The sequence below is a fragment of the Parafrankia elaeagni genome (genome assembly GCF_000374165.1).
GTDB classification, from domain to species: domain Bacteria; phylum Actinomycetota; class Actinomycetes; order Frankiales; family Frankiaceae; genus Parafrankia; species Parafrankia elaeagni.
This window is the reverse complement of record NZ_KB893717.1, coordinates 82,274-108,449: the sequence shown is the minus strand read 5'-3', so window position 1 is coordinate 108,449 and position 26,176 is coordinate 82,274. Positions and strand designations below refer to the sequence as shown.

General features: G+C 71.0%; 19 protein-coding genes, 1 tRNA gene and 1 pseudogene. 12 read left to right on the top strand and 9 right to left on the bottom strand.

From position 1 onward, the window contains the following. Positions 1–1,406: 1,406 nt before the first annotated feature. The 10 genes from B207_RS0111265 (at position 1,407) to B207_RS33495 (ending at position 13,779) form a co-directional block, all read left to right on the top strand. Positions 1,407–1,479, top strand: a tRNA-Ala gene (locus tag B207_RS0111265). Between the two features lie 1,029 nt (positions 1,480–2,508). Beyond that, on the top strand, positions 2,509–3,801 hold the full coding sequence (locus B207_RS36830) for an SDR family oxidoreductase (protein WP_195905280.1): 1,293 nt from the start codon (positions 2,509–2,511) through the stop codon (positions 3,799–3,801). Further along, on the top strand, positions 3,798–5,156 hold the full coding sequence (locus tag B207_RS33510) for a polysaccharide pyruvyl transferase family protein (RefSeq protein ID WP_018636636.1): 1,359 nt from the start codon (positions 3,798–3,800) through the stop codon (positions 5,154–5,156). Before B207_RS36830 ends, B207_RS33510 begins: the two co-directional genes overlap by 4 nt. Beyond that, positions 5,153–5,644, top strand: a complete 492-nt coding sequence (locus B207_RS33505; RefSeq protein WP_018636635.1) for an SRPBCC family protein — start codon at positions 5,153–5,155, stop codon at positions 5,642–5,644. The genes B207_RS33510 and B207_RS33505 overlap by 4 nt, the downstream gene beginning before the upstream one ends. After that, complete coding sequence (locus B207_RS0111245) at positions 5,644–6,762, top strand: fatty acid desaturase family protein (RefSeq protein ID WP_018636634.1); 1,119 nt, start codon at positions 5,644–5,646, stop codon at positions 6,760–6,762. Before B207_RS33505 ends, B207_RS0111245 begins: the two co-directional genes overlap by 1 nt. Beyond that, on the top strand, positions 6,759–7,571 hold the full coding sequence (locus B207_RS0111240) for a hypothetical protein (protein ID WP_018636633.1): 813 nt from the start codon (positions 6,759–6,761) through the stop codon (positions 7,569–7,571). The genes B207_RS0111245 and B207_RS0111240 overlap by 4 nt, the downstream gene beginning before the upstream one ends. Beyond that, positions 7,568–8,716: a 3-oxoacyl-[acyl-carrier-protein] synthase III C-terminal domain-containing protein gene (locus B207_RS0111235; protein ID WP_018636632.1), complete on the top strand. Its 1,149-nt coding sequence runs from the start codon at positions 7,568–7,570 to the stop codon at positions 8,714–8,716. The genes B207_RS0111240 and B207_RS0111235 overlap by 4 nt, the downstream gene beginning before the upstream one ends. A gap of 74 nt (positions 8,717–8,790) precedes the next feature. Then, entirely contained in the window at positions 8,791–9,564 is a 774-nt protein-coding gene (locus tag B207_RS33500; protein WP_230204965.1) for an ABC transporter ATP-binding protein, read from the top strand. Positions 9,565–9,569: 5 nt separating this feature from the next. Continuing rightward, positions 9,570–11,894 carry an ABC transporter permease gene (locus tag B207_RS0111225; protein ID WP_018636630.1) on the top strand — a complete coding sequence of 775 codons (2,325 nt, stop codon included), beginning with the start codon at positions 9,570–9,572 and terminating at the stop codon, positions 11,892–11,894. A gap of 25 nt (positions 11,895–11,919) precedes the next feature. Next, on the top strand, positions 11,920–13,779 hold the full coding sequence (locus B207_RS33495) for an AMP-dependent synthetase/ligase (RefSeq protein WP_018636629.1): 1,860 nt from the start codon (positions 11,920–11,922) through the stop codon (positions 13,777–13,779). 74 nt (positions 13,780–13,853) lie between these two features. On the opposite strand, the gene B207_RS33490 is transcribed toward B207_RS33495, so the two are convergent. Both B207_RS33490 and B207_RS0111210 read right to left on the bottom strand, forming a co-directional pair. After that, positions 13,854–16,205, bottom strand: a complete 2,352-nt coding sequence (locus tag B207_RS33490) for a WD40 repeat domain-containing serine/threonine protein kinase (RefSeq protein ID WP_051102488.1) — start codon at positions 16,203–16,205, stop codon at positions 13,854–13,856. A 266-nt stretch (positions 16,206–16,471) separates the two neighbouring features. Beyond that, the gene (locus tag B207_RS0111210; RefSeq protein WP_018636627.1) at positions 16,472–16,903 is read right to left on the bottom strand and encodes a nitroreductase/quinone reductase family protein; all 432 of its coding nucleotides are present in this window, start codon (positions 16,901–16,903) and stop codon (positions 16,472–16,474) included. Between the two features lie 427 nt (positions 16,904–17,330). Between B207_RS0111210 and B207_RS0111205 the strand changes: the two genes are divergently transcribed. Next, positions 17,331–18,593, top strand: a complete 1,263-nt coding sequence (locus tag B207_RS0111205) for an amidohydrolase family protein (RefSeq protein ID WP_018636626.1) — start codon at positions 17,331–17,333, stop codon at positions 18,591–18,593. Between the two features lie 107 nt (positions 18,594–18,700). Here the strand turns inward: B207_RS0111205 and B207_RS0111200 are convergent, their stop codons facing one another. From B207_RS0111200 to B207_RS0111180, 5 genes are all read right to left on the bottom strand, one after another. Continuing rightward, a complete protein-coding gene (locus tag B207_RS0111200) occupies positions 18,701–19,684 on the bottom strand; it encodes an NADPH:quinone oxidoreductase family protein (protein WP_018636625.1) in 984 nt (327 codons plus the stop codon). Positions 19,685–19,735: 51 nt separating this feature from the next. Continuing rightward, positions 19,736–20,536 carry an enoyl-CoA hydratase-related protein gene (locus B207_RS0111195; RefSeq protein WP_018636624.1) on the bottom strand — a complete coding sequence of 267 codons (801 nt, stop codon included), beginning with the start codon at positions 20,534–20,536 and terminating at the stop codon, positions 19,736–19,738. Continuing rightward, positions 20,533–21,558 (bottom strand): phosphotransferase family protein, encoded by a 1,026-nt coding sequence (locus B207_RS0111190; protein WP_018636623.1) that lies wholly within the window; start codon positions 21,556–21,558, stop codon positions 20,533–20,535. Before B207_RS0111190 ends, B207_RS0111195 begins: the two co-directional genes overlap by 4 nt. After that, a complete protein-coding gene (locus B207_RS0111185; RefSeq protein WP_018636622.1) occupies positions 21,555–22,856 on the bottom strand; it encodes an acyl-CoA dehydrogenase family protein in 1,302 nt (433 codons plus the stop codon). The genes B207_RS0111190 and B207_RS0111185 overlap by 4 nt, the downstream gene beginning before the upstream one ends. Before the next feature lie 290 nt (positions 22,857–23,146). Next, positions 23,147–23,809 (bottom strand): TetR/AcrR family transcriptional regulator, encoded by a 663-nt coding sequence (locus B207_RS0111180; RefSeq protein ID WP_018636621.1) that lies wholly within the window; start codon positions 23,807–23,809, stop codon positions 23,147–23,149. A 412-nt stretch (positions 23,810–24,221) separates the two neighbouring features. Here B207_RS0111180 and B207_RS0111175 point away from each other — a divergent pair, with 412 nt between their 5' ends. Next, a complete protein-coding gene (locus B207_RS0111175; protein WP_018636620.1) occupies positions 24,222–25,058 on the top strand; it encodes an undecaprenyl-diphosphate phosphatase in 837 nt (278 codons plus the stop codon). Between the two features lie 70 nt (positions 25,059–25,128). Here B207_RS0111175 and B207_RS0111170 read toward each other — a convergent pair whose 3' ends face one another. Then, complete coding sequence (locus B207_RS0111170; protein WP_018636619.1) at positions 25,129–25,803, bottom strand: GOLPH3/VPS74 family protein; 675 nt, start codon at positions 25,801–25,803, stop codon at positions 25,129–25,131. 169 nt (positions 25,804–25,972) lie between these two features. Continuing rightward, positions 25,973–26,167: pseudogene (locus tag B207_RS42815) on the bottom strand (hypothetical protein); the annotation flags it as partial. Positions 26,168–26,176: the final 9 nt, after the last annotated feature.

Genomic DNA, 26,176 nt, shown 5'->3' with positions numbered 1-26,176 from the left:
TGATTCTCGCGCTGACCTTCCGCGGAGTGTGTTCGCGATGTTTGCTTAGTAGCAAAATCTGACGTACTCCCCCCACGGGGCCGGTGTGCGGTTCGCCCGTGATTCAAGGGAGTTGGTTACTGAAGTCGGCAAAGCCCTGCGTGGGGAGATTTGGGCAGCGCGTCGCCCGCGGATTCTGTTGGCAATATCCAGGCTCCTTCGTGCGTGGGGCCGAGTGTAGAACGTTTGCTTAGTAACAAAAGTCATCGGTCTCCGAGGGGGCGGGCCGTGCGGTGCGGCGACCGCCGGCGATGCGGTGCCGGGCACACGCCGATGGCCGAGGCCCGCGACGGCCGCGGTGCGCAGCTGTCGCGAGCGCGTCGGTCGCACGGAACGCCGCCACAGACGACCAGCCCGGCCTGTGAACCGCTGGTCGCCCTGTCAGGGCAGCCTCGGCGCGGATAGGCCAGCCGGCAGCGGCTCTCGCCGGCGCTGTGGCAGTTGTCCACGCCCGGCGCGCATGCGGAAGCAGCGATGACCACCTATGGGCACCGCTGACCGGGTCTGGGCTGTTCGGTACCCCGCTGACCACCTGTCTGGCGGGCGTGCAGCCAGCGGCCCGAAACGGGCGACGCGGGGCCGGAGACGAAGCGGAACTCCGGCCGGAGATGAGTCGTGGTCAGCGTGCGGTCACCCGGCGCCCGACGGACGGAATCCGTCCTCGGTTACCACCCGCGGTGCTCGTCGCCACCTGGCGGCCAGCGTGACGACCAGGGATTCCACGGCCATCGACGCCGCGTCGTGATCGCTCGCGGCCGGCGGAACCCGGCCCCGCGCACACCAGCCGGCACTACCCATGCACAAGACGACGATGGTGGGCGAGTAAACCCGACAGGCCCGGAGCTGACTTTCGCCGCCGATCAGCCCACGCCAGGCATATCTGTCAACAACGCTCGTTGTGACCAGCATGGTGCATAGCCATCTGTTTGTCACGCATCCGTGTCGGTCGGACGTCACCCGCATCGACATACCCCACCAGTGGGCATCGTTGTAGATCCACATCAAGGTTGTCCACAACGTGGACACACTCACGAAACCCCGGATCCCTCCGGATGCGGAACACCACCAGGCCCCACGGGGTTGGTGTCCGAATCACTCGTGAACCAACGGTGGATCGATGTCGCCTCCGTCGGCGGTCGCGTGGCAAGGCTGTCGAGGCGCGGAGCGGACGCGGGAACTGGCGGTGCGCTGGGTGACCCTGTGGACAACGGCGCTGCGACTGGATTCGTCCGCTGCCCGTGCCCGGGGTCGCGAGGCCCCCGGGCAGGCGGCGAACCTCGGCTGCGGCACCCGTACGGCACGTGATGCCGTACGCTTGGGAACGTTGGTCACGCGGGGGCGGTGCAGCCCCGATGATCACGTCCGTCGGGGGCGTAGCTCAACTGGCAGAGCACTGCCTTTGCAAGGCAGGGGTTAGGGGTTCAAGTCCCCTCGTCTCCACTCGCCGGCCCATGCTGCTCGCCGATCTTTGATCGGCTTCGCCGTGGGCCGTTATGTCTTTCCGGGGGCGGGCCCCCGGGCCCCCGGGTGTCGGGCTTCGCCCGACGTGGCGGGGCCGGGTGATCGGCGTCTGGCCGGGCTGCGTCAGCCGTGGCCACCGTCTGGCTGACCCGAGGCCGGGCCGCCGAGGAAGCTGTCCACGACCCCGGCAGGCGCCCGCAGACGTCAGAGGGCACATCGGCGCCCTGCCTGATCAAAGCAGCTGTTCCAGGCGCGGAGCGCGTCGCGGAGGCGGGAACGCGATCGGGGCAGTCCACGAAGCACGCTGTAGCTGTCGCGGGTGTGGCGCCCGTGTACCGACTCCCGGTGCGAGGAACAACCCGTTCCCCGCGCGGAGATCGGAGTCCGCCGATGGGCCGACTTCCTGTCTGTCCGCGACCGCCGCAGACCTGGGCCGGACGCCCGCCCGCCCACCGCCGCGGCCCGTGGTCGCACCTCGACAGGGCAGATGGCTCTGCTCCGACGGTCCACCGGGATTGCGTATAGCTTGTGCCCGGGGTATGACCCGATTGCGGCCAGCCGATACCCGGACAGGTCGATGGTGAATACCAGACCCCTGCCATTCGGGATATCTTTGCGGTCGCGCCCCGTCCCGCACCTTCTTCGACAGATCTGGCAGATGCCGGTGATCGAGCCATATCCGGACCCGCGCCTCACTGTTTCCCAGACCGCTCATCCATGCATTGAAGATCGAGTTTGACGGCGGCTGGTCAATGCGGCCAGGAACTGCAAAGAAAACTAATCTACAAAGGCAATAAGACGAAGCGCGGATGCCGCCATTTGGTGACGAAAAGTCCGGCATGTTCTTCAATTCTCTCCGGGTGTGGCCGAAGATGGTGGTGCTAATGAAGTCGAGGCCCGTGATATAACCGGCTGGGTTCGTTGCCGCCGGCCATTCGACCGCGAAAGCAGCTAGAGAATTAACCGGATGGGACGGTGCTGGTGACTGGCAAAGAAACGAGAGAGCGAGTGGATCTTCTCTGCACGGGAACCGTTGGTTTCCTGGGTTCTCACGTACTTCTGGAATGGTTGCACTCCCATCCGGACGGGCGGGTGCTGTGTCTGGCGAGGGGGGCGCCCGGCGCGGCTCCGCGGGAGCGGGTGCTGGCCGCGTTGGCGACCGCGGCCGCGGACTGCGGGACGGTTTTCGACGTCGGGGCGTTCGCGCGCCGGGTCACTGTCCTGCCCGCGGATCTGCGTGTGCTGCGCCTACGGGATGACCCGGGCTGGCAGGCGTGGGTGCGGGCCACAGACGGGTTCGAGTTGCTGCACGGCGCGGCCAATCTGTCCTTCCGCGAGGAGGACCGCGGCGAGGTGTGGTCGTCGAATGTGGACGGCACGCGCCAGCTGCTCGCCGAGCTGGCCGATACGTCCGGTCTGCATGCCGTCAACTACATCAGCACCGCCTACGTCTCGGGAACGAGGGAAGGCCTGATCACCGAGGAGGACACCCGCTGCCCGGAGGCGTTCACCAACGTGTACGAGGAAAGCAAGTGGTACGCGGAGGGGCTGGTCCGGGAACATGCGGCCAGCCATGCTGTCGGTGTCCGGATCTTCCGCCCGAGCATCATCATCGGGCACTCGCGCACCCTGCGCACGAGCTCGCGGACCGGCCTCTACAAGGTGGTCGAGCTCCTGTGGAGGGCGGCGGGGCACATCCCCGAGGGCACGCCTTCGGTCCGGCTTCCCGCCAAGCGACAGGCGAGTATCAATTTGATCCCGGTCGACGTGGTGGTCGACGAGATGCTGGCGATCCTCGATCAGGGAGCCGCGACGACGGGTCGGGTGTATCACCTGACCAACGAACGGCCGCTCAGCCTGGCCGACCTCGTCTACGGGGTGCCGCCGCTGATCGGGCTGGCACTGGAGGCGGAGTTCTCCGGCGCCCCCAGACCGCGGGACAACCTGGTCGAGACGGTCCTGCTTCGGAAGATGCGTCACTACCTGCCTTACCTGTGCTACGAGCGCACCTACGACCGGACCAATGTGCGGGCCTGCGGGGCCGACCACGGACATGCCGGTGACTGGCTGGATCTGGTCCGCATGCGCGAGTTCGTCCAGGCCTTCCTCGACGAGCTCGAGGCGGAGGCACGAGTGGTCTCCGGGGCGCGGTCGCCTGACGGCACGCGGGTGTCTGACGGCACGCGGGTGTCTGACGGCACGCGGGTGTCTGACGGCACGCGGGCGGCGACGGCGGCGCTGGCGACGGCTCCGAGTGGCGCACTGGTCGGCTCCTCCACCGGGGCGGAGTCGGTGCTGTGACCTACGGGGACGACATGGCCAGGGAAAGGACCAGCGCACCGCGTGTGCTGCTGCTGGGTTACCTCGGCGCTGAGAACACCGGGTCGGAGATCCGCCTGCTGACCATCATCGAGGACGTTCGCGCCGTCTTCGGTCCGGAGGTGGAGATCACTGTCGGCACCGCGAGCCGCGCCAACACCCTCCGGCTGATCACGGAGTCGGCGACGTTGTCCATCGTCGAGATCCCCTACGTCTACCCGGCCGCCGTGCGGCGGCTCACCGCCCGTCACGACCTGGTCATGCTGGTGGAGGGCAGCCTTTTCAAGGACAGCTGGAGCAGCGCCCTGCTCTACCTGTTCCTGTGGGGAGCCTGGACCGCGCGCCGGGCGGGTGCTGCCACCGTCGCCTACGCCGTCGACGCCGGCCGGATGAAGCCCGTGAACCGTCTGCTCACCCGGTATGTCGCACGGTCGATGGATCTGGTCGTCGTCCGGACGGCGGCTGCCCGCGACATCCTGCGCGAGGCCGGGGTCACCCGGTCGGTCCTCGACACGACCGACACGGCGTTCCAGTACCGGCACAGCGCCCCTCGCCCGGCGGGCCGAGCCCCGCGCGTCGGCCTGGCGCCAGTGAACTTCCACGTGTGGCCCGTGCGGGCTCGTCCATGGGGCAGCCGGGAGCTCCGCTACCACTGGCCGTACTACTACTCCTGGGACGCCGAACGGGCCCGGCGCACTCAGGAGCTGGTGGCAGCCTGGTCCGACCTGCTTGTCCACGTCGTCCGGGATCGTGGCTGGGAGGTGCAGCTCGTCGCGATGGAGGCCCTGGACACCCGGATCTGCCGGCAGATCCTCGACACGCTGCCGCCGGAGGTGCTCGACCGCACCCATGCCAGCTTCGCCGGGCAGCGTACGGCCCGCCAGATGGTGGCCGACCTGCGTGGCCTGGACTACCTGGTCACCTCCCGTTACCACGCGTGCGTTCTGTCCATGGAGACGTCCGTGCCACAGATGGCACTTCACCATGACGAGCGGCTCGCCAGCATCTACGGCGAACTCGGTATGTCCGATCTGGCGATCGGGCACGACAACCCCCATCTCGCCGCCGCGCTGCGCGCCGGTTTCGACCGTCTGGTGGCCACCGGCGAGGAGCGTCGCTCCCGACTCGCCGAACGCCTGGCCTCGTACTACCTGCCCCGGTGTGCGGAGAACCGGGGCATCCTGCGGGCCTGGGCGCACGACGCAGGATGGGCGACGGCTGCCGTGCCACAGCCGCAGCCCCAACCGCAGCCCCAGCCCCAGCCACAGCCGTCCCTGAGCCTGACCCTGCCACGCCAGCCGGTCTCCGCCACCTCACTCGCGAGGGCAGCGGAATGACGATGCTGATCTACAGCTCGGACCTGCCCGCGCCGGTGCCCGAGGTCTTCCGCCACTGCACCAGCAGCATCGGCTTCGAGCAGCTGTTCCCCTACCGGGTCCGCTGGCGCAGCTCGCTGGACAGGTGGTGCAAGGGCGACCTCCTGCACTTCCGATACCGGCTGGCACCCGGCCTGTGGCTCACCCACCGGGCAGAGATCGTCGAGTACCAGGAGAACGTGCGCTTCGTCGACGAGATGGCGGGCGGGCCCTACCGGCTGTTCAGGCACGTTCACCTGTTCGAGCCGAGGCCTGGTGGCGGGACGAGGGTCATCGACCACCTGCAGGTGACCACCCGGTTCGGGCCGCTCGTCGACAGTCTGCTGTGCCGGGTGCTGCTCGCCTCGACGTTCCGGCGGCGGCACGCGGCACTGGAAGCCCACTTCGCGCCGACGGATGGCGTGGGTGAGGCCGCGGGCCCGTCGGGGGCCCCTCCCGGGGAGGCGTGATGGAGACCGTGCGGTTCAGCCGCTCACGGGTGGCCCTGCGCGATGCGGGTCTGCTGCGGGTCAGTGACGTCAAGGGCCTTGCCACGGTGCTGGGGGAGTGCCTGCTGCTGCTGGCGATCGCGTGGGGTCTGAGCCTCACCTCGCCCTGGAGCCCGGCCTTCCTCGTCCTGGAGGTCCTGGCCGGGATCTCGGTCTTCCGATGGTTCGTCATCCTGCACGAGAGCGGCCACCGATCCCTGTTCACGCGCGTCGGGGCCAACTCGGTCAGCGGGCACCTGGGCAGCGTGTTCTGCCTCATTCCGTACTACTCCTGGCGGCACATCCACTTCCTGCACCACCGTTGGGTCGGTGTGATCGACAAGGATCCCACCCAGGCGCACCTGCTGGCGCTGTGGAAGGCGGGACGGGTACAGAACACGCTTTTCCGGCTGGTCTGGCGGCTGTGGCTGCCGATCCCCTTCATCAAGTTCCTGTTCGAGGTCTTCTGGGGATATCCGGTGCGGCCGGCCGGGATCCCGGGCCACAAACCCGCGCGGGGCTGGTTCTCCAACGCGGTGTGCGTAGTCCCACACGTGACCGCGGCCGCCGTCGTCGGCCCGGTCGCCTGGGCGACCTACTTCCTCCCCATGCTGGTCGTGTTCTACGTGGTCATCGAGAACATGAACCTGCCGCAGCACTCGGAGCTCTTCCCGTTCCTTTCCGACGCGCACCCGGCACCGGTGCCCTTCGCCGAGCAGGACGCGTTCACCCGCTCCACACATCTGCCCGACTGGCTCGGCGTGGTGCTCGCCCTCAACTTCAACCGGCACACCGAGCATCACCTCTTTCCCGGGGTGCCCTGGTACTCCCTGAACAAGGCCCGTCGACACCTGCGGGGCGAGGGCTACCGGCAGCCCTTCGAGGTTCCGTTCCTGGGCTTCATGTGGCGGCTGCGCCGGCGTGACCCCGTCGAGATCTTCCGGGACGCACTGCCCCGCCCACTGCCCCGCCCACTACCCGCCGGCCGTGCCGCCGCCGGGCACGCCACGGTGCCGCCCGCCACGGCGTCCCCGACAACGGGGTCCTCCACGACGGCGCGCACCGCCGCGCCGGCCAGGACCGCTGGAGAGCTCCCTTGACGACGATCGACCTTCTGCCGAGCCGGTCGCTCGATGAGCCGACCCGCAGCGGCGTCGCCCACGTGTTCGCATCGAGCTTCCAGGCCGCCGAGCCCGGCCGTGTCATCGATCGGTACGCCCGCGCCGTCGACGAGATCTTCGTCGCCCGCGAGGGAGACGACGTGGTCGGCTTCCAGTTCTTCCAGCGTCGGCGCGTCGCCGGTCGCACGGTGCTGCACTTCAGTCTCGCCGGCAGGCTTGCCGACCCTCGGTTCCGAGGACTCCAGGCCCGGTTCGGCCACCTCCTCATCCGGCGGGCGGTCCTGCGTATCCCCCCGTGGCGGCCGGTGTTCCTCGCCGGCGTGACGAACAGTCCGCGCAGCTACCGGAACATGCGTGCGGTGGGCGGCCGCTGCTTCCCCGACGTGCTCGCCCCGCAGCGCGCCAACCCGTTCGGCTCCTGGTACGCCGACACGGCGGCACACCTGGGCGTCACCACGGTGAGCGACCGCGGGCTCGTCCCGGACCGCATGCGTGACCTGGGCTACGCCCTGCGCTCGGAGCCGGCTCCGGCCCATCCCACGGGGCAGGCCTACGACGACTACGTCGCCGGTAACCGGGACGACGGGCTGTTCGTCGTCGTCGAGCTCCTGCCGGTGCGTGACCTGCCGCCCTATCTCCTGGCACGCCTCCCCGGGATCCCGCGGCAGCCCACTCGCGACGGCACCGGCGCGCCGCCAGGGAACCCGGCAGCGGCAGAAAAGCCGGCAGCGGCAGAAAAGCCGGCAGCGGCAGAAAAGCCGGCGGTGGGCGGGGAGCAGGCGAGGTGACCGGGCTCGACATCCTCGCCGCCATGCCACTCGACGGCGACCGCCACCTGGTCCGGGTCACCAACGACGACATGCGGACGATGGTCGACCAGCGGCTGCGGCCCAAGCTGACGGACGAGTTCGTCGAGCTGTACCACAAGCTGCTCGCCAGCAGCCGCAGCCGGTACTTCGCGGACTTCGCGGTCGACGACACCCACAGCGAGACCTACCAACAACGCTACGAACGGTACCGGCGGCGCACCGGCGAGCTGGCGGTGCGGTGCGTGCGCGAGCTGCTCGACCGCTCCGGTGTCGACCCGAAGAAGATCAGGGCGGTCGTCACCAACACCACGGTCGGCGGCATGGTGCCGAACCTCAGCTCGATCGTCGGCAACAGTCTCGGCCTCCACCCCCGGGCCCGGATCGTCGACCTGGGCTACATGGGATGCGCCGCGGCCCTGCTGGGGCTGGAGCTGGCCGGCGACCTGCTGCGCCCCGGCGAGCTGGGCCTGGTCGTGTCCAGCGAGCTGACCTCCGTGATGGCCAACCCGCTGGCCGACACGACCGCGAGCCTGGTGGCGAACACGGTGTTCGGCGACGGCGTCGGGGCCTTCCTCGTCGCCCGCCGGCCGCACCGCCACACGCCGCTGCTTCGCATCCGGGGGCACGCGGGCAGCGTCCTCACCGACGACGAGGCACTGTCGACGATCACCTACGAGCCCAACGCCGTCTACCACGAGATCCGGCTGGCGAACACCATTCCCGCGGTGGCCGGCAGGGGCGTGCGGCTGGTGATGGAACCGCTGGTGCGCCGCCATCTGACCACGACCGCGCAGAAGGCCCGTTATCTGGTCGACCGACAGATTCCCCAGTGGCAGCGCAACGTCGACTTCGCGGTGCTGCACACCGCGGGCAGCAAGGTGCTCCGTGAACTGACGGCAGCGCTCGCGCTGCGTCCCGAGCAGGTCGACCACAACTTCCGGGCGTTCGACCGGTACGGGAACACCTCCTCGGCGTCGCTGTACTACGCGCTGGACGAACTACTGCGCGGCAGCGGGCCGCGTCCCGGCCAGACGCTCCTCTTTCTCGGCTACGGCAGCGGGTTCTTCACCCGGGGCAGCGTGATGGAGGTCCGAGATCCCGCGGGGACGCGGGCGCGGGTATGACGCCGACGGTGCCGCGGGGCGCGGGGCGCGGGGCGCGGGCGCCGTCCAGGGCGCGTGGAAAGGAGAGTGACCGGGTGACCGGACCAAGTGACCGGGTGACCGGACCAGTGGTGGAGGCCAGTGATCTGTCCTACGCCTACCGGGGCACGGACGGACCGGTGCCGGTGCTGCGCGGCACCGACCTCACCGTGCGCGGCGGGGAGTTCGTCGCCATCGTCGGACCGTCCGGCAGCGGGAAATCGACGCTGCTGACCCTGCTCGGCGGCCTGGAGCAGCCTCAGGCCGGCACGATCCGGGTCGCCGGCCGTGACCTGCGCACGCTGGGGACGAAGGAGCTGGAGAGCTTCCGCCAGCATGTCGTCGCGTTCGTCTTCCAGTTCTTCAACCTGCTGCCGACCCTGACCGCGCGGGAGAACGTCCTGCTCGGTCTGGAGGCGATGGTGCCCATGCCGCCCGGCGCCCGGCAGCGCGCCGACCAGTGGTTGGACCGCGTCGGCCTGGCGGCGAAGCGGGACCGCTTTCCCGGGCAGCTCTCCGGCGGAGAGCAGCAGCGCGTCGCGATCGCACGGGCACTGGCGAAGGAGACCCCCCTGATCCTCGCCGACGAGCCCACCGGGAACCTGGACGAGGAGACGGCCGCCGCCGTCCTGGAGCTCTTCGTCACGGCGCAGCGCATGAGCGGGTCGGCGGTGGTTCTCATCACCCATGACGCGAAGATCGCCGCCCGCGCCGACCGGGTGGTCGAACTGACCCGCGGACGTCTGCACGAGGCCCCGCGGGTGGCTGGGTACGGCCTGGACTGGCCGGCCGGGTCACCGCCGGCGCAGGCCGGCCGCGGGCCGGCGTGAGCCCGATGGCACTCCTCGACACCAAGCTGTGGCGGGACCTCTGGTCGGTCCGGGGCCGGGTGCTCGCGCTGGTCCTGATCCTCGGCAGCGGCGTGGCCATCCAGTTCGCGATCGCCAGCGCCCTGCACGACCTGCGCGCGACGCAGGACAGCCTTGTCCGCCAGCTCCACACGGCCGACCTGGAGGTCCAGGTCGAGCCGGTGCCCACCGCGGACCTGCCCGACGCGCGCGCCCTCGCCGAGGTCGCCGACGTCGAGTCGCGCCTCCTGCTGCCGGCCTCGCTCGAGCTGACCGACGGGACCTCGCTGGCCGGTGAGCTGGTCTTCCAACCGGCACAGCCGCGGATGAACCAGTGGAAGCTGCTCGACGGCCGCGTCTTCGCCCCGGGCGCCGACGAGGTCGTCGTCGACCGCTCGCTCGCCGAGCACCAGGGCCTGCGCGTCGGCGACCACCTGACGGTGGCCGCGTTCGGGCGGCAGTGGACCCCGGCGGTCGTCGGCATCGGCACCAGCGCCGAGTTCATGGTGACGACGGTCAACCCGGACTACGTCGTCGCGGAACCGGGTTCCCTCGGCGTGCTGTGGGCCGACCCGGGGCGGGCAGCCGACATCACCGGTGCGGTGCTGGCCGACAGCCTGCTGGTGCGCCTGGCTCCCGGTGCCGATCCGTCGGCTGTGGGCCTGCGACTGTCCCGGCAGCTCGAGTCGGCCGGCGTGGGCGTGGTCAGCGTGACCCCTCGCCTGGACGGCTACAGCTACCGCAGCGTCCGCGACGACCTCAACGCCTTCGCCGCCTACAGCCCGGCGATCGTCCTCACCCTGGTCGGGCTTTCGATCGTGCTCGGGATCCTGACGTTCCACCGGTTCGCCGTCGACAAGCGGCGCGAGTTCGGCATCATCGCGGCGCTGGGGTACCGGCGCCGCCGGGTGCGGTTCGCACTGGTCCGGCTCGGGCTGGTGATCGGTGTGCTGGGCGGGGTCGTCGGGCTGATCCTCGGGATCGGGGTCGGCTGGGCCTTCGCCGAGGTCTACGCCAGCGGCATGGAGCTGCGCGATGTCACCCACTCCGTCGACCCGGCCCTCGCCGCCGTCGCGGTCGCGATGGGCATCGCCGCCGGGGCCGTCACGTTGCTCGTCGCCAGCATCCCCACGCTGGCGACTCCGCCGCGGCAGCTGCTGTCGCCCGTCCCCGCCGTCCGCCGGGCCCCCGGCCGCGGCCGGACACTGCTGCGGCTGCCCCTCGCCGTCCGGCACGGTCTGCGCGGCCTGACCCGGGCCCGGCTGCTCACTCTCACCTCGATCCTGGCGATGGCCGGCTCGGTGGCGGTGGCGATCAGCTACGGGCTCGGCATGACCTCGACGCTGGAGACCGTCAACGGAGCCTTCCGGGACGAACGCTGGCGCTATGCGGTGGACCTGCGCCAGCCGCAGCCCGAGAGCCAGGCGCGGGCGGCGATCGACGGCCCCGGCCTGGCCGCCGCGGAGCCCTACCAGCGCACCACCGGGGAGCTGCGCGCCGGGGACAGGGCCGCCCCCGCCCTGCTGGTCGGCCTGACGTCCCCCCAGGGCATGCACCTCGTCATCCCCGCCCGCGGGCACGCCGCGACCGCCGCCGACGAGGTCGTCCTCAGCGACGACCTGGCCGGGCAGCTCGGCGTCGGCCTCGGCGACGAGATCAGCGCCGCCAAGGGACGGGCGACGCAGCGGGTACGGGTCGTCGGTATCACCAACGACATCTACCTGCGTCAGGCCACCCTGACGCTGCCGGCGCTCCAGCGGCTGGGCACCGTCCCGGACGCGGTCTCCGGCTTCTACGTGGACGCCGGCCCGGACTACGCGGACGCCCTGCGCACGCAGACCGCCACCATCGCCAGGGTCACCAGCAAGGACAGCATCACCAGCGCGTTCGAGACGTCGATCGCCGAGATGATGAGCATCATCTACATCGCGATCGGGTTCAGCGTCGGGGTGTCGATCCTGTTCGTGACGACACTCGTCCACATCCAGATCGTCGAGCAGCGCGGCGAGTTCGCGATCATGCGCTCGCTGGGGCTCTCCGGCCGGCGAATCCGCACCGTCATCATGACCGGCGTCATCGCCCAGCTTGTGGCCTCCCTCGTGCTCTCCGTGCCGCTGGCGTTCGGGCTCGCGCGCTACCTCAACGACCGGATGGGACAGGCGTGGTTCGCGGTGGACGTGCACGTGGGCTGGTCCGACTTCGCCTGGCCGATGCTCGCCGCGGTCGTCGTCGCCCCGGTCGTCGGCCTGCTCGGGCAGCGGGCCGTCATGCGGTGGGGGATCGCTGATCATCTTCGCACTCGGTCGACCTGACCGGCCGGAACCCGAGAGGACCATCGTGACGCTCCACACCGCCCCGCCGCCCGTCCCGCCGCCTGCCCCGGCCGACCTCGACCTGCGGGTGATGTCGGACCTGCCGTTCCTCGCGGCGGCGAGGTTCGGCGAGCGCGCCGCCGTCCGGTACCGCGACGGCGGCGCGTGGCGGGACCGGACCTTCACCGACGTCGCCACCGACACGGCGGACCTCGCCGCCGGCCTGGTCGCCCTGGGCGTGGCGCCGCGGGACAGGGTCGCCATCCTGGCGAACTCCCGGCCCGAGTGGAGCCGGGTGGCGTTCGCCGCCCTGGCGGCCGGGGCCGCGGTCGTGCCGATCTACCCGACCAGCTCTCCGCAGGAGTGCACCGGGATCCTCCGGGACTCCGGCGCGGTGGTGCTGGTCGTGGAGGACCTCGGGGCCCTGGCGCGCCTCGGGCTGACCGCCGGCGCGGTGCCCGGCCTGCGGACGGTGCTGACCATGGAGGACGCGCCGGCCGGCTCCGAGGCCGACGCTCCCGGCGCTGCCGCCGCCCCGGCTCCGGCCGGGGTGACCGACGTCGCGATCGACGTCACGACGCTCGGCGATGCCGCCAGGTGCGGCGGGCACCGGGACGCCGAGGTGGCGCGGCTGCGGCGAGCGGCCGTCACGGTCGACGAACCCTGCATGATCATCTATACCTCGGGGAGCGCCGGCCCGCTCAAGGGGTGCGTCCTCACCCACGGCAACCTCGTCGCGGGCTGCGGGACGGCCGCGGAGCTCGGCTACTTCAGCCCCGACGACGTCATCTACCTGTTCCTCCCGCTGGCGCACATGTTCGGCCAGATGATGCAGTTCGGTGCCCTGCGCTTCGGGGCGACGCTGGCCTACTTCGGCGGGGACATCACGCAGGTGGTCAGCGAGCTCGCCGAGGTCCGGCCCACCGTGCTCCCCGCGGTCCCCCGGGTCTTCGAGAAGATCCACGCGCGGATGTCCGCGATCCTCACCCCGAGCCAGGCCCCGAGCCAGGCCCCGAGCCAGGCCGCCGCCCACGACGCGCTGGCACCGGTACGCGCCGTCCTCGGCGGCCGGGTACGGCTCGCCCTGTCGGGCACCGCCCCCATCTCGCCGGACGTGCTCGAGTTCTTCCGGGCGGCGGGCGTGCCCGTGCTCGAGGGCTACGGCATGACGGAGAGCACCGGACTGGGCACGGTGAACCGGTTCGAGGACAACCGGGTCGGAACGGTGGGCAGGGCGGTTCCCGGCCTGGAGCTGGCGATCGCCGCCGACGGCGAGATCCTGCTGCGCGGCCCGCACGTCTTCGCCGGGTACTGGGGCGACCCGGTGGCGACCGCGGAGGTGCTGCACGACGGCTGGCTGCACAGCGGGGACCTCGGGCGCCTCGACCCGGACGGCTTCCTGACCATCACCGGCCGCCGCAAGGACGTCATCATCACCGCCGGTGGCAAGAACGTCGCCCCGGCAGTGCTGGAGAACCTGCTGCGCCAGTCACGCTGGATCTCGCACGCCGTCAGCTACGGGGACCGCCGGCCCTACCTGGTGAGCCTGCTGACCCTGGACGAGGAGGAGATCGAGGCCTGGGCGGGGGAGCGGGGTCTCCCCGCCGACCTTCCCACGCTCGCGGCGCACCCCCGGGTACAGGCGCTGGTCGGCGGGATCGTCGACGCCGCCAACCAGCGGGTCGCCCGGCCCGCGCAGATCAAGCACTTCGCCATCCTCCCGCGCGATCTCTCCCAGGAGGCCGGGGAACTCACCGCGACCGGCAAGCTCCGCCGCGCCGTCATCCACCGCCTCCACGCGGACCGCTATGAGGCGCTCTATGACCAGCCGCCTGGCCTGGATGCGCCCCGCCGCGGAAGCACCGCTCGCGGGGCGGGCGGCTGACGCGCCGTGCCGGGGCGTACCACGGTGACCACGGGAGCGCGTGTCGGGGCGGAGGAGTTCAGGGGCGGAGGCGTTCAACTGTTCTCCGGCGGTGTCGCGTCGGTCAGCCCGGCCGCGTTCCACAGCTGGATGGTCCCGTCCTTGCCTCCGGTCGCCAGGATCCGCCCGTCCGGGGAGAGGGCCATCGACAGCAGCCAGTCCGTGTGGCGGGTGCGGATCGGGCCCACATAGCGCGCGTGCTCGCGGTCACGGACGTCCCAGACGCCCACCGTGCCGTCGTAGCTGGCCGTGACGACTGTGCGCCCGCCCGGCAGGAAAAGCGCCGTCCACAGGGTGCTCTGGTGGTGTCTGACGGGCTTCCCGAGAAGGCGCGGGTGCCGGCGGTCGGTGATGTCCCACATCCGCAGCTCGGTGTCGGCGCCGCCGGTGACCATGGTGCGCTGGTCCGGGGACAGGGCCAGCGCGTTGACATCACCGACGTGGCCGGAGGACAGCACGCTGAGTGCCTCCGGGTGCGCGGGGTCGGCCACGCTCCAGAGACGGACCGTCGAGCCCTCGCCGACCCGTCCCAGAACGGCGCCACCGATGTCCGCCCCCACCAGCCGCGCGAGCCGCGTGCGGCCGGGAATGGGCGGGCCGAGCGGGGTCGGCCGCTGCCGGTCCGTGACGTTCCACAGCGTGGTCTGGGTGGGTCCCGCGCTGGCCAGGGCCGATCCATCGGCGAGGAACGCCACCGAGACAAGCGTTTCCGGGTACCTGGGGCCGCCGACGTCGACGGACAGCGGGGCGCCGAGGGTGAACGGCGCCCTCGGGTCGGTGACGTCCCAGAGCCGTACTGTTCCGTCCCAGTTGCCGCTGGCGAGCGTCCTTCCGTCCGGGGAGAACGCCACCGACGTCACCCCGGGGCTGGTGCCGGGCAGGGGCGGTCCGATCGGGTACGGGGCGGCCGGGTCGGACACGTCCCACAGTCGCGCCGTCCCGTCCTTGCTGCCGCTGGCGAGGATCCGCCTCGACTGCGACTGCGACTGCGACTGCGACGGCGACGGCGCGAACGCGAGGGACACCACCCAGTCGGCGTGTTCCGTCAGCGGTTCGCCCAGTGGGGCGGCGAGGACGCGGGGCCGGTCGTGGCTCAGGGCGACGGCGAGCACGGTGCCCCCGGCCACGACGGCGATGAACAGCAGAGCGAGGCCGGCGGTGAGAAGGCGGCGAGGCGGCGCGTTCCGGTGGGAGCGCGGCCGGGCGTGCCGCCGCTGGCCGCTGCCGTCACTGCCGCGCGGCTTCCCGGGCACTGCGCCCGGTTTCCCGGCCGGGGCCGGCGACGAGGATGCCGATGCCGATGCCGAGCTCGCCGGACCGGGTGACCAGCCGCGCGCCGGCGCTTCGCCACGTGCGGCTGACGGGAGCACCGTGCCGTCGACGGCCGGCGGCTGCTCCCCGGCGAGGGAGGCCGGCGTGGCCGGCGAGGCAGGGGTGGCCAGCGCGGCCAGCGAGGCAGGGGTGGCCAGCGCGGCAGGCGTTGCAGGGGCGGCCGGCGTGGCAGGGGTGGTCGTGGCGGCGCGGACGTCCTCGTGGAGATGGACCGGCACGTCCGCCCGAGCGAGCCAGCCCGGGCCGTAGGCCGCGGCGGCGGCACCCGCGAGAGCGATCGCGAACCTGCGGGCGGTCTGCGGGCGGTCCGCGGGGTCCTCGGCCAGCGCGGCCTGGATCACTGCCCGAACCGGCCCGGGCACGGCGCGCAGCGCAGACGGCACCGGATGCTCGCGGCCGTCCGAGGCCAGCAGCGGGCGGGGCGGGATGGGGCCCGGCGGCACCTCGCCGGTCAGCAGGAGATGGAGCACCACGCTGAGCGCGTACACGTCGGTGGCCGCGCTCAGCGGGCCGCCGTGGAGCTGTTCGGGGGGCATGAAGTGCCGCGTCCCGACCAGGGTGCTGGTGGGGCCCGCCGCGCCGCTCATGAGCTTCGCGATCCCGAAGTCGGCCACCTTCACCAGGCCGGTCGTGTCGAACAGCATGTTCTCGGGCTTGATGTCCCGGTGCAGGATGCCCTTGGAGTGCGCGCAGGTGAGGGCGTCGGCGACGGCCAGGCCGACGGCGCAGGCATCGAGCTGGGTGAGGACGCCCCTGCGGTCGTCCAGGGTTCCCCCGGCCATCATTTCCATGACGATCAGATGCAGGTCGTCCGTCTGGACGTAGTCGTGGACCCGGATGATGTGCGGATGATCGAAGCGGGCCAGGATCCGCGCCTCGACCGACGAGTCCAGGGCGTGGTGGCGGCGCCGGGTCGGCATCACCTTGATGGCGACGACGCGGTCCAGACCGCGGTGGCGGCCCTCCAGGACGAACCCGAAGGCACCCGAGCCGACTTCCGGGCCAAGGTCGTACGCGGGCAGCGCCGCCGCCACCCGCTCCGGATCAATGAACACGACTGGGGCCTGACTCTCGGACAACATTCCCGGCGATCATCGTGAACCGACCGTTCCCGGCACGATCCGCGATCATAGGGAGGTATCCGGAAGCCCTCGCGGCAGGGCGTTTGCGGCTCGCAATGCGCGCATCCAATAGGTACGGAACGTGCGTCCGCGCCCGGGCCGCCCGGCACCCGGAACGCCCGGCACCCGGTGTGGAGGATCCCGGGTGCCGGGTGCCGGGTGCCGGGTGCCGGGTGCCGGGTGCCGGGCGGCGGCCAGGGTCAGGCGTCGCCGGTGGGGATGAGCGCCACGACCGGGATGACTCTGGACGTCATCCCCTGGAAGTGCTCGAACTGCGGGTTCCGGGCGGCCTGGCGCGCGTAGATCATTCCCCGCTCGCCGGCCCCGAGCTCGACGGCCGTCACCTGGAGGACCTTGCCCTCGACCTCGATGGTCGCGTTCGGCTCGGCCCGCAGCTGGCCGAGCCAACGCGGGTCCTCGTCCGCGCCGTCATTGGCGGCGAAGACGTAGTACCGGCCGTTCGCGGGGTAGAAGTTCAGGGGGCACACGTGCCGCGAACCATCCGGCTCGGGGCCGCTGTCCAGCAACAGCAGCGTGGCACCTTCGAAGAGACCCGTCGGACGGCCCCCGTTCGCCCGGAACTCCTCGACGAACTCCTGGATCTCCTGCGCGCTGTACAACTTCCTGCTCATCAGCCCGCCTCTGTGTCGTCCTGCCATCAGCTCTTCACAAAGAGCACCCTGATTACGTCCCGGTCGCGGTCCACCACGGTGCGACGCCGGTCGCATCGGCCAGGGGCCCTCGGTCTCGGCAATGCGGATGGCAATCCTCCGATTCGATGGCGCCTGACGTGCGCGTCAGTCATGGTTGATCAGGGGAAACGGCAGGCCGAGCGGCGCCGATGACCCGCGCGGGCAGCCGCGTCGGCGGGTGTCGCAGGGCATGGCGGGCTGGTGTGACGCATGGGCACGGCCAGGCGACGGGCTGCTCGTCAGCGGTCAGGTCTGGCCGACTACGCAAGCTTCTTGGCCGAATGCGCGGAGACGGCCAGGGTGGGAAGGCGTAGAAGTATAGGTGTGGTCGGGAGCACACTCCCGAATCAGGCGGTCGAGGAGGAACATGAACATCGACGACATGGTCCTGGTGAGCATCGACGACCACGTGGTCGAGCCGCCGGACATGTTCAAGAACCACGTCCCGGCGAACCTCGTGGACCAGGCGCCCCACGTCGTGCGTAACGACAAGGGCGTCGACCAGTGGATCTACCAGGGTCGGGTCACCGGTGTGAGCGGCCTGAACGCGGTCGTGTCCTGGCCGGCGGAGGAGTGGGGCAAGGACCCGGCCGGGTTCGCGGAGATGCGCCCGGGTGTGTACGACATCCACGACCGGGTGCGGGACATGGACCGCAACGGCATCCTGGCCTCGATGTGCTTCCCGACCTTCGCCGGTTTCTCGGCGGGTCACCTGAACCACTACAAGACCGACACCACGGTCACCATGGTCCAGGCGTACAACAACTGGCACATCGACGAGTGGGCGGGCACCTACCCGGGCCGGTTCATCCCGCTCGCCCTGCTGCCCACCTGGGACCCGCAGCTGATGGTGAACGAGATCCGCCGGGTCGCGGCCAAGGGCTGCCGGGCGGTCACCATGCCCGAGCTGCCGCACCTCGAAGGGCTGCCCAGCTACCACGACCTGGACTTCTGGGCGCCGGTGTTCGAGGCCCTGTCCGACACCGGCATGGTGATGTGCCTGCACATCGGCACCGGCTTCGGCGCGCTCAAGCTCGCCCCGGACGCCCCGATCGACAACCTCATCATCCTGGCCTGCCAGATCTCCTCGCTCTGCGCGCAGGACCTGCTGTGGGGCCCGGCGATGCGCAGCTACCCCGACCTGAAGTTCGCGTTCTCCGAGGGCGGCATCGGCTGGATCCCGTTCTACCTGGACCGCTGCGACCGGCACTACACCAACCAGAAGTGGCTGCGCCGTGACTTCGGCGGGAAGCTGCCCAGCGAGGTGTTCCGGGAGCACTCACTGGCCTGCTACGTCACCGACCCCACCTCGCTGAAGCTGCGCCGCGAGATCGGCATCGACAACATCGCCTGGGAGTGCGACTACCCGCACTCCGACTCGATCTGGCCGGAGGCGCCCGAGTTCGTCCTGAACGAGCTGGAGCAGGCCGGCGCGAACGACGAGGAGATCAACAAGATCACCTGGGAGAACGCCTGCCGGTTCTTCAACTGGGACCCGTTCACGGAGCTGCCCCGCGAGCGGGCCACCGTGGGGGCACTGCGGGCCACCGCCACCGACGTCGACACCGCCATCCGCTCCCGCAAGGAGTGGGCGCGGCTCTTCGCCGAGCGGCACGCGCACAGCGGCTGAGACACGGCCCCGCAGACACGGCGGCCCGGCCCGGTGCCCCACCTCGTTGTGAGGGCACCGGGCCGGGCCCGACTCCGTGCCGCCGGTCCGGCGTGCCGCCGGTCCGGCTAGTCGCCGGCGGCGATCTCCAGCACTGTCTTGCCGACGGCGTGGCCGTCGGCGACGTGGCGCAGGGCCGCCGCGCTGTCGGCGAAGGCGAACGTCGCGCCGATGTGTGGGGTGAACCTGCCGGCGGCGAACAGCTCGATCAGCTCCCGCTCGTTGCGCGCCAGCTCGTCCGGAGCGTGGGTGCCCAGGTCGCGCAGCTGCATGCCGCCGATCTCGATGCCCTTGAGCAGCACCAGATTGAGCGGGATCCGGGGGATCGTCCCCGAGGCGTAGCCGACCGTGACGAAGCGGCCGCGCCACCGCAGGGCGCGCAGCGCCGGCTCGGCGAGGTCGCCCCCGACCGGGTCGAGGACGACGTCCGCCCCGTCGGGCAGGGTCTCCTTCAGCGCCTTGCGCAGGTCCGTCGAGCGGTGGTCGACGAGGTGCGTCGCGCCGTTGGCGGCGGCCGCCTCCAGCTTCGCCGGTGACGACGCCACGGCGGTCACCGTCGCGCCGAGCGCCACCCCGATCTGCACGGCTGCGAGTCCCACCCCGCCGCCGGCGCCGAGCACGACGAGCTGCTCGCCCGGCTGGAGTCGGGCCACCGACCGGAGCATGTGGTATGAGGTGCGGTGCGCGACGCCGAACGCGGCCGCCACGGTGTCGGAGATGCCTTCCGGTGTGCGGGTGACGCCTTCGGCGCGGCCGACGGCCACCTCCCCGAAGGCGCCGACCATGCCGGTGCCGAACACCCGGTCGCCGGGCGCGATGCCGGTCACGCCCTCGCCGAGGGTCTCGACGACGCCGGCGTACTCGCTGCCCGGGACGAACGGCGGCGGGACCTTCACCTGGTACTCACCGGCGACCAGCAGGACGTCCGAGAAGTTCACGGCCGCCGCGCGCACCCGCACGGCGACCTGGCCGGGGCCGGGCACGGGCGTCGGGAACTCCTCGACCCGCACCACCTCCGGCCCGCCGTACTCCCGGCAGACCGCGGCCAGCATCTCAGGCCCGCCCGGCGGGTGTGGGCCCGGGCACGGGCACCGGCCGCGGCATCAGCGTCCCTTCCACTGCGCGGGGCGCCGCTCGATGAACGCCGCCGCGCCCTCCTTCGCGTCCTCGCTCGGGAAGACGATGGCGGACAGCTCGGCGGACCGTGTCCGGGCTCGCCCGGGGTCCTCCGCGGCCAGTCGGACGATCTCCTTCGTGGCGGCGACGGCCAGCGGGCCGTTGGCGGCGATCTTCGCGGCGAACTCCAGGGCTGTCTCCAGCACCTTCGCCGGCTCGACCACCGCGTTGACGAGCCCGAGCTGCTGGGCGCGGGCCGCGTCGAAGCTGCTGCCGGTGAGCGTGAGCTCCAGTGCGACCGCCAGCGGAAGCCGGCTGGCGAGCGCGACCGCCCCGCCGCCCGCGGCGAACAGGCCCAGCTTCACCTCGGGCAGGCCGAACTTCGCCGCCGAGGAGGCCACCACGAGGTCACTGGCCAGCAGCAGCTCGAAGCCGCCGCCGACCGCCGTGCCGTTCGCCGCGGCGATGACGGGAACGCGGACGTCCCCGGTCGTCAGCCGGTCAAAGGCCGCCCGGCCCTCCTTGTCCGCGGCCTGGGAGGAGTCGAAGCTCCCTCCCCGCGCGAAGGCCTTGAGGTCCATGCCCACGCAGAACGCCTTCTCACCGGTGGCGGTGAGGACGGCCACCCGGATCTCCGGGTCGTTCTCGGCCTGCAGCACGGCGGAGCCGATCGCGGCCAGGAGCGAGGGGGTCAGGGCGTTACGGGCCTCCGGCCGGTTGATCCGGATGACGAGCGTCGAACCGACTCGCTCGGTGACGAGCTCGGGGGTCTCGGGAGCCTCGGTCATGACTTGTAGTCCGTCGACTCGGCGAGGTCCGCGGCGTCCTTCATCGCGGTGAGCACGATCGGCCCGAACGTCTGGAGCTTCACGTCGTCGCCGGCCCGCTGGTAGCCCTGCTCCAGCACGATGGCCATCTTGAACTTGGCGAGGATCCGGTAGTAGTCGAAGTCGTCCACCTGCCGGCCGGAGACCTCGGCGTAGTGCGTGAGCAGCTCCGAACGGGTCGGCATCGCGTAGAGGTCGGCGTACCCCTTGCCGGTGAGCTCCGGGGAGCTGGTGTCCTCCGGCCAGCTCTGCAGCATCCAGGCCAGGTCGAGCTTGGGGTCGCCGACCGTGCCCATCTCCCAGTCGACGATGGCGGCGAGCTTCGCCGGCGCGCCGTGCCGGAACATCACGTTCGCGAACTGGTAGTCGCCGTGCATGAGGCCGGGGATGTAGTCGATCGGCCGGTTCTTGCGCAGCCAGGAGGCGGCGGTGTCGAAGCCGGGAAGCTCCCGCTTCTTGATCCGCTCCAGGAAGGCCGTCCAGCGGTCGACCTGGCGGTCGTGGAAGCCGTCGGGCCGGCCGAGGCCCTCCAGGCCCCGCGCCTTCCAGTCCACCTTCGACAGCAGGGCGATGCCCTCGGTGAGCTGGTAGGACAGCCCCTTGCGGGCCTCCAGGTCGGAGTTGAACGGCTCGGGCCAGACGCCGCGCTGGTCCATCGGGGACCAGCCGTCGACGAAGCCCATGATGTAGAAGGTTCGGCCGAGCACCGAGGGGTCCTCGCACATGCCGATGGCCTCGGTGTGCGGGACGTCCGTCCCGTCCAGCGCCTCGATGATGCGCCACTCCCGCAGGATGCCCGCGTCGCGGCTGGCCGGGGCGCCGGCGGGCGGGATCCGCAGGGCGCCGTGCAGGTCACCGCGGCGGATCTCGTAGATCTCGTTCTGGGTGCCGCCGGAGACGTAGCGGTGCTCGAGGGGCTCGCCCCTGCCGGGGAGCCCGGTCTCGTCAAGCCAGTGGGTGAGTCGGTCGACGTCGATCGTCACAGGTTCCCCACTTCTGTGTCCAGGAACTCGGCGTACTTCTCCCGGGCGGCGGCGAGGCGCCTGGGCAGGTGCTCGGTGGGCCACAGGTCGTCGCTGGGCTTGTAGTCCCGCAGGACCTGCTTCGCGACGGTGACCTTGTGCACCTCGGTCGGCCCGTCGGCGAGACCCATGACGAAGCCACCCATGATCATCTGGTGGAACGGCATCTCGTTGCTGGCGCCCAGCGCGCCGTGGACCTGCAGCGAGCGCGCGGCGATGTCGTGCAGGACCGAGGGCATCACGACCTTCACGGTGGCGATGTCCTTGCGGACCTTGCGGTAGTCGTTGTGCTTGTCGATCGACCACGCGGTGTGGATCACGAGCAGCCGGAACTGCTTGAGCTGGGCGTACGAGTCGGCGATGAAGCCCTGGACGAACTGCTTCTCCGACAGCAGGCTGCCCTGGGTGCGCCGGCTCAGCGCCCGCTCGCACATCATGTCCAGCGCCTTCTGCGCGAGGCCGATCGTGCGCATCGCGTGGTGGATCCGCCCGCCGCCGAGGCGGGTCTGCGCGATCGCGAACGCCTGGCCCTCGCCGCCCAGCAGCGCCTCGTTGGGAACCCGCACGTTCTCGTAGTGGATGAGGGCATGGTGGCCCTCACCCAGCGGCTCGCCCGGGAGCCCGACGTTGCGCACGATGTTGATGCCCGGGGTGTCGGTCGGCACCAGGAACATCGACATGCCGTGGTAGGCGCTCACGTCCGGGTTGGTGACCACCATGACGATCACGAAGCGTGCGGTGCTGGCGTTCGAGGAGAAGAACTTCCAGCCGTTGATGACCCAGCCGTCACCGTCGCGCTCCGCGCGGCAGGTGAACTGCGTCGGGTCGGAACCGGCCTGGGGCTCGGTCATCGAGTAGGACGAGAAGCACTCGCCGTCCAGCAGCGGCTGCAGGTACTGCTTCTTCTGCGCCTCCGTGCCGTAGTGCGCGATGATCTCGGCGTTGCCGGTGTCCGGCGCCTGGCAGCCGAAGATCAGCGGCGCCCAGCTGGACCGGCCGAGAATCTCGTTCAGCAGCGACAGCTTGAGCTGCCCGTGCCCCTGGCCGCCCAGCTCCGGCCCGAGGTGGGTGGCCCACAGCCCGCGCGCCTTGACCTGTTCGCGCAGCGGGGTGATGACCCGCCGGAGATTGTCGTCCGGCGGCACGAACTGCAGGTTCGGCCAGGCGAGGTCGAGGGGCTCGACCTCCTCACGGACGAAGGTGTTGGCCCAGTCCAGCTGCGCCTGGTACTCGGGCTCCGTTTCGAAATCCCACGACATCGTCGGCGCTCCTCTCAGCGTCGCCAGAATAACGTTCTTCATACTCGGAACACAACTTCCGATATCCCGGAACGAGGGTCTTGGATCTTCGTGGCGGTCACGCGGAGGTCGGCCGGGAGAGTCCAGTGCTGGTGTGTAGACGGCCGGTGACCCGGAGCGCCGTGCCTTCGCCGCGTACATCGCCGGCTCGGCGCGATGCGGCAGGTCCTCGGCGGACACGGCCTCGGTCGCGGGGGCGACAGTCACCTGTGACCGAGGGTGGTTGTCTGGTGTCGAGGTCGGACCGGGACTCAGTCGGCGGGCGGCCGCGGCGCCGGGCCGATGACGGAGACGCAGAAGCCGACCAGATGGCGCTGTTCGTCCTCGCTGGGCATCGTGCCGGGCCCGACATGGCGCTGCATGGTGCCGAGCACCGCATCCTGGATGACCCGCGCGTCAAGATCCGGACGGGCTCGGCCGGCCGCGGTCAGCGGGGGGATGAGGAGTTCGCCGAGCTGCTCGTCGAGCGTCGCCCGCCCCGGTATCGACTCCCCGGCCCGGGCGAGCAGCCGGTTGACGGTGATGCCCTGCTGGGCCACCGCCGGTCGGGTGATCTGGGCGATCATGCCCTCCACCCAGGCGGTCAGCTGCCCGGCGGGATCCGGCTTCTTCGCCATCTGGTGGCGCAGGTAGGAGCGGACCAGCACGATGCCCCGTTCGAGCACCGCGTGCATGAGATCGTTCTTGCCCGCGAAGTAGCGGTAGAAGGTCTGGTTGGAGGTCCCGGCCTCGGCCACGATGTCGGCGACCTTGGGGTCGGCGGGGGCGACCCGGACGGCGACCCGGAGGGCGGCGTTGAGAATCTGCTCGACCTCGGTCAACGCGTCCCGCTGGTGCCGGTTCAGCGCCCGGTCGACGGCGGCGCGTACCGAAGCCGGCGCATCCTCCCATTCCACTCCGACAGTGTCGCTCACGTCGCTGTCCTTCTGGGTCCGAGATGCGGGCAGGGCGAGAACGTTCTTCTCTGCGGATAAGAAGTATATTCTGCGCGCCGTTCCGGTGGGTGGAGCCGCGTCGGGACCGCGAGGCGGCCGAACCGACCGGCACGCCACGGTAGTGCTGGGCTGCCCCCGGACGGATGCGCGGATGGATGCGCGGATGGATGCGCGGGGCGGACGGGGCGGACGGGGCGGGGCGGACGGGGCGGGGCGGACGGGGCGGAGAAGGCGTGTGGGTCCGTGCCGATGGCCGCGGCGTGCGGCCCGCAGGTCCGGTGAGCGCTGCCAGGCGGGGCGTGCCCGGTAGACCCCGTGTCAATTGCCGATCTTTCCCGGCATACACTCCTGGCGGTCCGCCGGTCGCAGGTGGTGCCGAGGAAGGGCTGGAATGAATATCGTCGAAGCGGTTTTTCTCGGTGCGGTCGAAGGGCTGACGGAGTTCCTCCCGGTCTCCAGCACCGGCCACCTGACAATCCTGGAGAAGGCGCTCGGCCACAAGATCGACGACCCGGACATCACTGCATTCACGGCGATCATCCAGGTTGGCGCGGTATTCGCCACCCTGCTCTACCTCCGGCGCGATTTCCAGCGCATCATCGCCGCCATGGCCCGGGGCCTGACCAGGCCAGAGTACCGTGATCACCCCGACTTTCGGTTCGGCACAGCGGTGATCGTCGGCTCCATTCCGATCGGGATCGTCGGTCTGCTGTTCAAAGATCAGATCGAGACCACACTGCGGAGCCTGTGGTTTGTCAGCCTGGCGCTGATCGGCTGGAGCGGGGTTATGGCCTACGCCGATCACGTCGCCACCCAGAAGCGGCACGAGGAGGACGTCACCTGGAAGGACACCCTGGTGATCGGTGTCGTCCAGTGCATGGCCCTGATTCCCGGGATCTCGCGTTCCGGTTCGACGATGTCCGCCGGCCTGTTCCGTGGAATCGATCGGGTCACGGTGACCAGGCTGTCGTTCTTCCTCTCGATCCCGGCGCTGTTCGCCGCCGCGCTGCTCCAGGTCGTGACCGAGTCGTCCAACATCGCCAACGGGGTCGGCTGGACGGTCACCATCACCGCGACCGTGGTCAGTTTCCTGACGGCCTACGTCGCGATCGCCTGGCTGCTGAAGTTCGTCGCGCGGCACAGCTACAGTGTCTTCATCATCTACCGCCTCGCCCTCGGATCGATCCTTCTCTTCCTGCTCGCAACGGGCCTCATCTCCCCGACCTGATCGGATCAGGCCCGACCTGATCGGATCTGATCCGGCCTGATCCGAGTTGATCCCGGCCGCCTGGACGCGCTCAGGCACCCTGGGACTTCTGGGAACGCACGGCGGCGCGCAGCGCCGCGACGGCGGGACCGGCCACCGGCTCCATCGCGGCAAGCCGGTGCCGGACGGCCCGCCGGGCCCGCCAGCCGCGAAGCGCGCCGATCTCTCCCGCCCCGAGGAGCGCCGCCAGGCTGGCGGCGACCGGGTCGGCCTCGGCGCTCGAACCGACCCGCAGCACCTGGTCCACCGTGCCGTGGAGTCGGCGCACCATGGCCCTGTCCCGCACGGTGACAGCCGTCGAGGGGATGACTGCGAGGATCCGGCGGTGCTCCACCCTGATCCAGTGCCCGGCTGAGAGCTCCTCCCGTACTGTCCGCACGGCCGCCCGCTGGTTCCTGTCCACCCAGCGCCGCCACTTGCGGGGCCGCTGCCGGGCGCTGATCTCCTCGGCCACCGCCGCGGACAGGGCGTCGCGGCCGGGCCCTCCCCGGCCCGGTGCCCCGGGCCGGGGATGCCGACCGGCGGCGGACGCGGGCACGAGCCGGACCCGGCCCCGCTCGTCGGCGATCGCACCCTGCTGGCGGAGCTCGGTGAGGGCAGCCGCCCGCAGCGCACGGCCGAGGTGGGGCGATCGGCGCATGCGATCGCGCTCCAGATCGTAGGCCAGCAGAAAAAGCTGGCCTGGCAGGGATGAGGGTGGCTCCACGACGGGCCTCCTACTGCTCCGGCCGGCCCCGGCGGGCCGGCCCCGGGTTTCCTTCTTCGGGGCTGCCGGCCGCGGGCTCGGTCTCGGTCTCGGCCGCGGTCTCGGTCTCGGTCTCGGTCTCGGGCTTGGCCTCGGGCTCGGTCTCGGTCTGGGGCACGGGCTTGGTCTCGGTCTCGTGGCGGGGCCGGCCCCGCCGGGGGATGGCCCCGACGTCCCGGGGGAGCCGGCCGCGTGCGGCGAGCGCCGCGCGCAGCAGGTGCTCGATCTGGGCGTTGGTGCTGCGCAGCTCGTCCGATGCCCAGCGCGCCAGTGCGTCGTGCACGGCGGGATCGAGGCGCAGCAGAATCTTCTTGCGTTCGACCACGGCGTTTGC

Excerpts from the sequence above, each read along its gene's own strand:
- B207_RS33505 (WP_018636635.1), top strand. The coding sequence starts at position 5,153 with ATGACGATGCTGATCTACAGCTCGGACCTGCCCGCGCCGGTGCCCGAG.
- B207_RS0111245 (WP_018636634.1), top strand. The coding sequence starts at position 5,644 with ATGGAGACCGTGCGGTTCAGCCGCTCACGGGTGGCCCTGCGCGATGCG.
- B207_RS0111225 (WP_018636630.1), top strand. The coding sequence starts at position 9,570 with ATGGCACTCCTCGACACCAAGCTGTGGCGGGACCTCTGGTCGGTCCGG.
- B207_RS0111210 (WP_018636627.1), bottom strand. The coding sequence starts at position 16,903 with ATGAGCAGGAAGTTGTACAGCGCGCAGGAGATCCAGGAGTTCGTCGAG.
- B207_RS0111205 (WP_018636626.1), top strand. The coding sequence starts at position 17,331 with ATGAACATCGACGACATGGTCCTGGTGAGCATCGACGACCACGTGGTC.
- B207_RS0111200 (WP_018636625.1), bottom strand. The coding sequence starts at position 19,684 with ATGCTGGCCGCGGTCTGCCGGGAGTACGGCGGGCCGGAGGTGGTGCGG.
- B207_RS0111195 (WP_018636624.1), bottom strand. The coding sequence starts at position 20,536 with ATGACCGAGGCTCCCGAGACCCCCGAGCTCGTCACCGAGCGAGTCGGT.
- B207_RS0111185 (WP_018636622.1), bottom strand. The coding sequence starts at position 22,856 with ATGTCGTGGGATTTCGAAACGGAGCCCGAGTACCAGGCGCAGCTGGAC.
- B207_RS0111175 (WP_018636620.1), top strand. The coding sequence starts at position 24,222 with ATGAATATCGTCGAAGCGGTTTTTCTCGGTGCGGTCGAAGGGCTGACG.